The organism is Pseudoalteromonas luteoviolacea DSM 6061 (genome assembly GCF_001625655.1).
Taxonomy (GTDB): Bacteria; Pseudomonadota; Gammaproteobacteria; order Enterobacterales; family Alteromonadaceae; genus Pseudoalteromonas; species Pseudoalteromonas luteoviolacea.
Map to the genome: position 1 here is coordinate 1 of NZ_AUYB01000117.1, position 8,906 is coordinate 8,906.

The following is an 8,906-nucleotide window of genomic DNA, read 5'->3' on the forward strand; positions in this document are numbered from 1 at the left end:
ATATGGTTGTGCGCAGTGGCAGTCTCACAACCGTCAATTAAATGAACTATTGAAGATTAATACCTTCAAGTCTGATAGCTCTCAGTTTCACAGTACCGGAAAAATAAAATTAGAATGGGATGTGCTGGGAGCTACAGACGTCACTTTATTAATAAAACGAGCTGGTTCTGTAACCTCTAAAATGAATAATCTTAGCCTAACTCATGGCGAAATGGAGATTAGTGTAAACGAAATTACAGAATTTACATTGATAGCCACAGGCTTCAGGGGGGAAGCACTTAGTCAGAATTTAATTACAAATGGAATGATCAACGTTGATCAACCCGAAAAACCTAAATTGGCTGATGCACCAATACTTAAAGAAGGAAATCAGATAGTTGGTGTTATTCCTAGCAATGTTGATGTCAATTCTGGTGGTAGTGCTACATATTCAACCAAAATTGAAGTAGTGAAAGGGCCTGGAGGTTTTTCACCGGATTTGTCAGTCAATTATTCCAGCTCTGGAAAAAGTGGTCTTTTGGGCGTTGGATGGCGTTTGTCTGGGCACTCTGTGATATCAAGATGTCGCAGATACTTAGAAGAAGATGGCTATTATAAAAATGTAGAGTTGAGTAGTTCAGATGCTATTTGCTATGGGTCTGAAAGACTTGTACCTGTCAAAAAAGGTCAAGCACTCACTTCAGGCTCAGAGTACAGACTTAAAAGCGAACCTAACTTTAAAGTAGTTTATTCTACTTCTGGTTTTACAGTCTATTTGCAATCTGGTGAGCAATGGCTATTTGGTAATGGTGAGAATGCACAACAAGTAGATGAGGGTAGTGGTACTGTTTATAAATGGTATTTAAGTCATAAAAAAGATAGCTTCGGGAACGTAATTTTTTATAAATATTACAATACAACAGGCACCCAACTGAGACTGTCAGAAATTACCTATGCGAATAATAAAGTCAACTTTTTATATGAAACGCGCGCAGATAGTAGCTACAAATATTTTTTAGGAAATACAGTCGTCAACGACCAAGTTTTATCGGCAATAGAAGTCTTTAACCATGATGCGATTAAAGTTACTGATTATTCATTTAAGTATAAAAACAGTGCAACTACTGGTCGATCTTTACTAGAATCCATTAGCCGATGCAATGGTTCCGATATGTGTTTGCCTAAAACGACATTTTCATATAGTGATAAGGTGCCTGTTGGCTTGGTAAACTCTAATAATGCACTAACCATTGATCTTAAAAAGGAGTTTGGCTTTAGCGGAAAACTTGTTGATCCTGTTATGCAGTTAATGGATTATAACGGTGACGGTAACTTAGAGTTAGCCGTCTATGCATCTGATTTGGAATCAAAAAAGTACAATATTTATAATTTCGACCTTTCCAGCTCCATAGTGAAACGTGGTTCACTAAATGAACAAGGCATATCTTACGTCGTCAAAGATGAGCGATTGGGCCGTCAGCGCCACTACATTAATTGGTATGCCACTGACCTAGATAACAATGGTAAAGACGAAATCACCGTTAGAGAGGAAAAAACACTTCGGTTTGGCAATGTATATGGGGACTTATTTGGCACAGGTGAGCAACTAGCGTCTGCTGACTATGTTGGACTACTCAAGTCAATTGAAAGGGAATATTCTGATTGCGGCGATCTAGAAAAGTGTGATGCTTATGTAACTGTTAATCAGCTTCTGGATGTAAACTATGATGGTTTGCTTGATCGAATATATGAAGTGTATGCGTTTTCTACAGATATCGACGAGCCTATATTACAAGGTGAGCAATATTTTGCTTCAATGATCAATACTTCAAACGGTACCCAGTTTAGTGAAATAAAAGCAGTAGAATTTTCTGCTATTAGAGATCCCGCCGATCGTTGGGACACGCATGCTATGGGTGACGTTAACGGAGATGGTTATATAGATTTTGGCAGCTATTGCTATAATGGCATAGATTTTATCAAATGTGATTCTCACACTCATTTAAACGATATAAATACTAATAAATTTGGCCTTGCCAGTTATCAAGATATCAACCTAGACGGAAAAAGTGACAGCTTATATTGGGATAATGGTGTTCTTTATGCTCAAATTAGCAATCCCAGCGCGAATAAAACTATTTCACTAGGCCAGTTCACACCACCCAAAGAGTGGCAGCCTTCTCCAGGTCGAAAAGGCAGGTTTATGTGGGCTGACTTAGATGGAGATGGCTCACCGGCTCTCATATATCTTGAAGAGTCCAAAGATATCATTCATATTTTACATGACGCCAACACAAACAATACTGCGGTAGATAAGCTGATTAGTATTAAAGAAGGCAACGGACTAGGACTGACCCATAGTTTTGAGTATAAGTCAATCGGCTCAAATATTTACCAAAAACACACTGACGCGAATCAAAAGAACTGGGGAAATGGATCTGTTGTTAGGGATGTGAAAAGCGGTGGATATGTAGTATCTGAGTGGAAGATTAATACTGGCCAAAATGCCAGTGGTAAAGAGCTTATTCAGGACTATCAGTACAAATACGCAGGCCTTAAGTTTCAGGCGGGTGGTCGAGGTTCTTTAGGTTTCTCTGAGGTAACTAAAACATCATTAAATAATAAACAAGTTACAACTCGTAAGTTCCGGCAGGACTACCCATTCACCGGACAGCAAGAAGAAGTGACTGTGACTTATCAAGGGAGTGTACTTCAAAAAACCAAGGTAAAAGAATGGCAGGTGCTCTCTATTCTTGATGGCAGGGTAGCCAAAGTTTTACCTGAAAAAGTTGAAACGCAGAGATATAGTTTTGGTATTGACAATGGTGTAATTACAAGTGGTACTAGTCGTATACTATCACTAAATAGAATGCAAACAACGATTTATGAAACCGTTGACAAAGATTACATTCGCATTAAGAGTAACTCGGATGAATATATTGATAAGTTGTCTGGTTACACGTGGAAAAAACATACATCATATGATTACTATGATGAGGATATTAATAATTGGTATATTGCTAGGCCTTCGCTAGAAACCATCACGCAATCTAGAACAAATGGTGTTGATACACTTCAGAGCATACAACGAATTAACAGTACTTATAACAGTAATAACTTGGCAGAAGCAGTTGAAATAGGTGTTGATGAATATGGAGATCCAGTATCTGAGCAGGAGTATCTTAAAGAGACATTTAAGTACGATAAGTACGGTAACCTGATTGAGAATCGTAAATGCAGTTCTCACTATAACAGTACATGTGTTAATAAAAAAATATCCGATAAAACTCTACCTGCGTATCATGTATTACAAAAGTTTACTTATCGGTATCATGAAGGACGTTACCTCACATCAGAGCATAACGGTTTGTTCGAAGTATTTAGTTATTCAGATCATAATAGTTTAAATTTACCCCGAGTTGTACAGGATGCTGCGGGTATGAAAACGCATCTTAGCTATGATACTTTTGGCCGAAGGTATTTTGCTGCAAGTGAAGACGGCAGTTATTCAAAACAAATAAGAAGCCTTTGTACAAATTGCCCGGTTGGAGTTAAATACCTAATTGCTCTTGAGAGTAGTTCCTCTCCTGACTTAATCCAATACTTTGACGCCAGTGATAGATTGGTGTATCAAAAAACACGTTCATTGACACAAGAGTGGATTAATCAAGTTAATAAATATGATGCTTTTAGCCAACTAATTGCTCAAAGTAATCCTTATAAATTCGGACAGACAGTTCACTTTACCGAGTATCGATATGATGATTTAAATCGTCTTTGGCATACCAGAAAACCTTCAAGTATTGAAGAGACCAATAGAATCGATAAAGGAATAAAATATACGAATATAAGCGGCAATCATTCGGGTTCAAACTCCTCAAGCGCAGTTATAGACTATACCCTTGGGAAAAAAATGAGCGGCATAGGACTTTTAGTTTCAAGCTTTGATGCTGACAACAATGAAACTCATTACAATTACAATGAACAAAGGTTGTTGCGTAGAGTGTTAAACCCCGATGGTAGTGAGCTATTCGTTAAATATAATGCTCGGGGCCATAAAACTGGGATGTCCGACCCAGACAAAGGTGACATTGAGTTTACCAATAATGCGCTAGGAGAGATGGTTACACGCACTGCACCAGACGGAAGTATCATTACCTATCATTACGATAGTGTTGGAAGAATAAAGGAGAAATCAGCTAGAAACCTATTTGGGCAGGATGAAGATTATAGTTACTTTATTTATAAAAAGTCGTTACTTGACGAGCAAGGAAGTAAAGATGGGGCTAAAAGTTACTTTGCTTATGATCACTTAGGGCGTATAAGTGCGGTTGGCTATGAATTGGAAGACCAGCAGTTTATGACATCTACCACTTATGACCATTTGGGACGAGTATTTCAGCAGTTTGATGCATCGGGTAATTTTAGAGGAGTTCAGTATAGTTACAAAAATGGCTATGTAGCTGCTCTTAAGGAAGCAAGCAACAGCGATTTAACGTATTATCAAGCTGGCGGCATGGATGCATTTGGCAATATTACTAAATGGCGCTCTGGTTCAGGTATTGTAACTGAGACGAAAAGTGATCTTATAACAGGCTTCTTAACCAATATTAAAAGTGGTAATGGGGCTGTTCAAAATCTTATCTATGAATTTGATGGGTTGGGTAATTTACGTTCTAGAAAAGATAAAATCGGAGATGCGGCACGCAGCGAATTACTGGAAGTATTTACATATGACAACATGAATCGCCTTGAAACCGTCACTATGAATGGGTTCAACACGTTGACTATGGATTATTTTGACAACGGTAATATCAAAACTAAGAGCGATCTACAATCAGGAAAGACATACACTTACGGCACAAAACCAAGCCAATGCTCGAACTATGCCGGAAAGCACGCTGTGTCAGTAGTGGGTACCTTAAATTATTGTTATGATTTACGCGGTAACCAAACAAAGTCCTATAACGGCTCATCACTTCAACGGCAGGTGAGCTACACCTACTTTGATAAACCTCGCTTGATCACGTCTCCAGTTGCTACCTCAGAGTTTAAGTATGATGCCAACAATGCTCGATTTAAACGCACTGATTTGGAAGGTGATAAGCAAACAGCTACTTACTATGTTGGTAATACTGAGGTGATTGTTGAAGATAACAAATATAGTTATCGAAGATATATTGGCAACCATGCTTTATCCATCATAAGTGATGAATCAGACTCTACACGTTATTTGTTTAAAGATCACATTGGTTCGATAGATGTGATTACAAATGAAGCAGGACAGCTGATTGAAAGGTTAAGCTATGATGCATTTGGACGTAGAAGAGATGGTCTGACATGGGGCAAGATCCAGCAGTTATATGTAGATCCAGCCGTGAAAAATGCAGCAGAAATAACCGACAAAGGCTTCACAGGCCATGAGCACGTAGATCACGCTGAAGCTATTCATATGGGAGGGCGGATCTATGATCCAACGCTTGGCCGATTTATGCAGGCCGACCCGATTGTAGAGTCACCAGAGTCAGCGCAAAGTTTAAACCGTTATAGTTATGTGTTTAATAACCCTCTGAGCTTTACAGACCCGACTGGGTATACATGTACTATTGATGATTGGCAAAGTGCACCCAAATGTATTCATGATATGCTTGAAGATGCCAATGAAATTTTGGCTGACATTGATATAAAATCAGAAGTTCAGGAACGTGTACAGGAGTTCTCCGCAAATTATGTTTCAGCTGATATAGCCGCTGGGGTGGATAAAAGCATCAGTGGCCAAGCACTTTATATAGGTTATAAAGCTGTTCCATATATTGGTGAGGTTGCAGGCTTTGTATACGATATTACCATTCCAGATCTCAGAAAACCTTTGCAACTAGCACTAAATGGCGAATTTGGCGGTGCGCTATCTGGCACCGTAGAAGAGGTTGTTTTGAAGAAATTTAGGATGGTGTATCGAGTAGGTGAAAATGTTGTTGATTCTGTGGAGAAGGTGGCTAATAATAAGGTTACAAAGAGAGGAAATAGCTCACAGTACTCTGTGTCCTTTGACACAAAGCTTTCAAAGGATATGTACCCTGGAAGATCTGATAAAGCCCACTTCCAGCAGGCTAACCAGAACCTACATCAACAAATGAAAGCAGATCCAGAATTTGCAAGTATGATGGAAGCATTACATCCGGGTATTACCAAAGGGGTTCAACCTGGGGCCAGAGGTGCATACCCAAGAAGAGCACCGACGAAAGACGTTACTTGGCACCATGGAGTTGAGCCAGGAAATATGCAGCTTGTACCGAGGAGTCAGCACAACGCTCCGGGTGCGGTTCAAGAGACTTTACACCCTGACGGTTTAGGCGGAATGAGTATTTGGGGAGGAGGAAGATAGATGACCATAGACGTTCTTATTACATTGGCAACAGTGTTACTAAAAATTGAGGATCTACCTTGGGAATATGCTCTCTATATTCCGGCAGCAGAAGCCACTTGGTCGGAGGATATGAAGTGCATGGTGTTAGATCCTGAAGAGACGGACGATCCTGATGACGACCCGGATGTAGCAAAAGTAAATTGCCTTAAATATGCGCTTACGATTAGTGATGTTCAAGATATTGTTGAAAACGCCAACGCTCAAAAGAAGAACATTGACTCAAAAGTGCTACTCGACGCAATTAAGTACTATTACGACAATGGGGCTTTTATAACGTTGAGCTAATGTTACAAACAAGGTAGACCTTAATCTCAAATATAAAGATGGTTGGACGGCTGCTCAAAGAGCGGCAGCAGATGCAAAATGCCAAGCGATATGTGATGCGAGTACTGTAGTTACACAAGCGCAAAGATCAGGTACGTCAGCATCTTCTCGATACAAAAGTGCAGGTAATACAGTGCCGAGCGGTCATGATGTTGACCATGTTGTTGATTTACAGTTAGGTGGTTCGGATACGTTATCGAATATGTTGCCTTTGAACTCTAGTGTGAATCGGAGTTTAGGCTCACAGATTCATCATCAAATAAAGAATTTGCCTCCAGGAACAGTCATAGACAAGGTAAATATTAATTAAGAGGCAGATATGTTCGAAATATTTTTATCGAAGTATAAAGCCAATGGTTTGTGCGGGGAGAAAACTACTCCGTACAAGCCAACGGTTCAGGCTTTTGGTCTTGAGGAGTTCTTCGGTGCTTTTTCCGGCGGCTCTTTCAACAATGGTTTATATCGAGTTCATTCAGTTGAAAGTATAGATTTTTGGAATGGCATAGTCGGAGAGGCTTTTCCTAAATTTGCTGATCGTATTTATTGCTTTGGTTACGATTGGCTAGGTAGGCAATTTGCCTTAGATACTGATCGATTGAGCGCTAAAGAGCCTTTAGTACTGATGCTTGAACCAGGCACAGGAGAGGTACTGGAAATACCGGTTAATTTTTTGCAATTCCATGAAGAAGAAATAGTTAATTATGCCAATGAGGCTTTAGCTTTAGACTTCTTTAATTCTTGGTTGTCTTCAGGTCATGAACCTCCATCCCATAATCAATGTATTAGTTATAAGAAGCCTTTATATCTTGGTGGTTCGGATACGTTGGATAATTTAGAACCTATGGATTTAGAGGTTTACTGGGGTTTAACCAGTCAACTTCTAGCCAAGGTCAGAGGGCTACCGCCAGGAACACCTATAAACAATATCTCTATAGATTAACTAAAGCCCGCATTCGCGGGCTTTTTAATGGGCGGCTTGCTGAATCACCGTATCCAACATATCCATCACAAACTTCTGTTTGGACTTCGGTAGCTGACTGATCTGTTCAACCTGCTTTAGCAGCTTAGGGGCTGGCCCTCGCTTTTTACCGTTGGTTGGCGCAATGCCAATCAGCTCTTCCACCGATATCGCTAACACTTCGGCCAATGTTGGCAGCATGGATGAAGGGACTTTCCTTCGGCCAGCTTCAAACGCCTGCATATACTGCTGTGAAATGCCCAGAATCTCCGCAAGCTGAACCTGCGTGATCTGCTGTTCCTTCCGCAATGAGGCGATCTTTGCGCCTAGCTGTTTGAAAAAATCTTTATCGTTCTGGGTCATCTTGTCAAGGTAATGGGTTATGGCAGATGACATGAGGATACCCCCGCTTTTTAAAAGTATTACGAATAGGTGTTGAAAATACTACTAATAGTAGTATTATTATGCAAGCCATGTTATTTTTTTGAAAAACCTATTGACAGGGTTTTGGGGGTAAACGGGCATGGCAAGACTGGCAGACGAGGTGATCGAGCGTATCAAGCGGGATATCTCACTGGTGCGCTTGGTGGAGTCGCAGGGCTATGCGCTGAAGAAGCACGGCAAGGATTATTCCCTTAGCTGCCCGTTCCATGACGACAAAACCGCCAGTCTGATCATTACGCCAGCCACCAACCTGTGGCACTGCATGGGCGCTTGCCAGAAAGGTGGCTCAGTCATTGAATGGGTGATGCAAACTCAAGGCGTATCGTTCCGCTTTGCCTGTGAGTTGTTGCAGAAGGACTTAGGTCTGATCACCGAAGCGCCGAACAAGGCACCGACCAAAAACACGACCACCAAACTCACTCCACCCTTAGCCGCCAATGCCGACAGCCAGACCGCGCTGAAGCAGGTCATTGACTACTACCACGACACCTTCAAGCAATCACCGGAGGTGCAGGAGTACTTGCGCTCGCGTGGGCTGGAACATGCTGAGCTGATCGAGCGTTTTAAGCTGGGCTTTGCCAACCGCACCTTGGGTTATCGCCTGCCAGAAAAGAACCGCAAAGCGGGTGCGGAACTACGCGGCACAAAGATATAAAAGACACCCAGCTTAAATTCAGCAAATGCGTATGGGCGGGTGTCGCACCAATTTGACGACTATCGCCGCCTCAATGGGGCAGGGAGTCAATATGTGGAAGCACGAGGGGTTGCCATTGA

At 41.1% G+C, this 8,906-nt stretch carries 5 protein-coding genes; 4 read left to right on the forward strand and 1 reads right to left on the reverse strand.

From position 1 onward, the window contains the following. Window positions 1–49: 49 nt before the first annotated feature. The 3 genes from N475_RS16685 (at window position 50) to N475_RS16695 (ending at window position 7,670) form a co-directional block, all read left to right on the forward strand. Window positions 50–6,364: an RHS repeat-associated core domain-containing protein gene (locus N475_RS16685; RefSeq protein WP_193343380.1), complete on the forward strand. Its 6,315-nt coding sequence runs from the start codon at window positions 50–52 to the stop codon at window positions 6,362–6,364. Further along, window positions 6,365–6,691 (forward strand): DUF7716 domain-containing protein, encoded by a 327-nt coding sequence (locus tag N475_RS16690; protein WP_063365615.1) that lies wholly within the window; start codon window positions 6,365–6,367, stop codon window positions 6,689–6,691. Between the two features lie 358 nt (window positions 6,692–7,049). Further along, on the forward strand, window positions 7,050–7,670 hold the full coding sequence (locus N475_RS16695; protein ID WP_063365616.1) for a T6SS immunity protein Tdi1 domain-containing protein: 621 nt from the start codon (window positions 7,050–7,052) through the stop codon (window positions 7,668–7,670). A 24-nt stretch (window positions 7,671–7,694) separates the two neighbouring features. Here the strand turns inward: N475_RS16695 and N475_RS16700 are convergent, their stop codons facing one another. After that, a complete protein-coding gene (locus N475_RS16700; RefSeq protein ID WP_063365617.1) occupies window positions 7,695–8,084 on the reverse strand; it encodes a helix-turn-helix domain-containing protein in 390 nt (129 codons plus the stop codon). Window positions 8,085–8,211: 127 nt separating this feature from the next. Between N475_RS16700 and N475_RS16705 the strand changes: the two genes are divergently transcribed. Further along, entirely contained in the window at window positions 8,212–8,787 is a 576-nt protein-coding gene (locus N475_RS16705; protein ID WP_063365618.1) for a CHC2 zinc finger domain-containing protein, read from the forward strand. The last annotated feature ends 119 nt before the right edge of the window (window positions 8,788–8,906 follow it).

What these genes read in the sequence shown, in the direction of transcription:
- N475_RS16690 (WP_063365615.1), top strand. Translation starts at nt 6,365, where the DNA reads ATGACCATAGACGTTCTTATTACATTGGCAACAGTGTTACTAAAAATT.
- N475_RS16695 (WP_063365616.1), top strand. Translation starts at nt 7,050, where the DNA reads ATGTTCGAAATATTTTTATCGAAGTATAAAGCCAATGGTTTGTGCGGG.
- N475_RS16700 (WP_063365617.1), bottom strand. Translation starts at nt 8,084, where the DNA reads ATGTCATCTGCCATAACCCATTACCTTGACAAGATGACCCAGAACGAT.
- N475_RS16705 (WP_063365618.1), top strand. Translation starts at nt 8,212, where the DNA reads ATGGCAAGACTGGCAGACGAGGTGATCGAGCGTATCAAGCGGGATATC.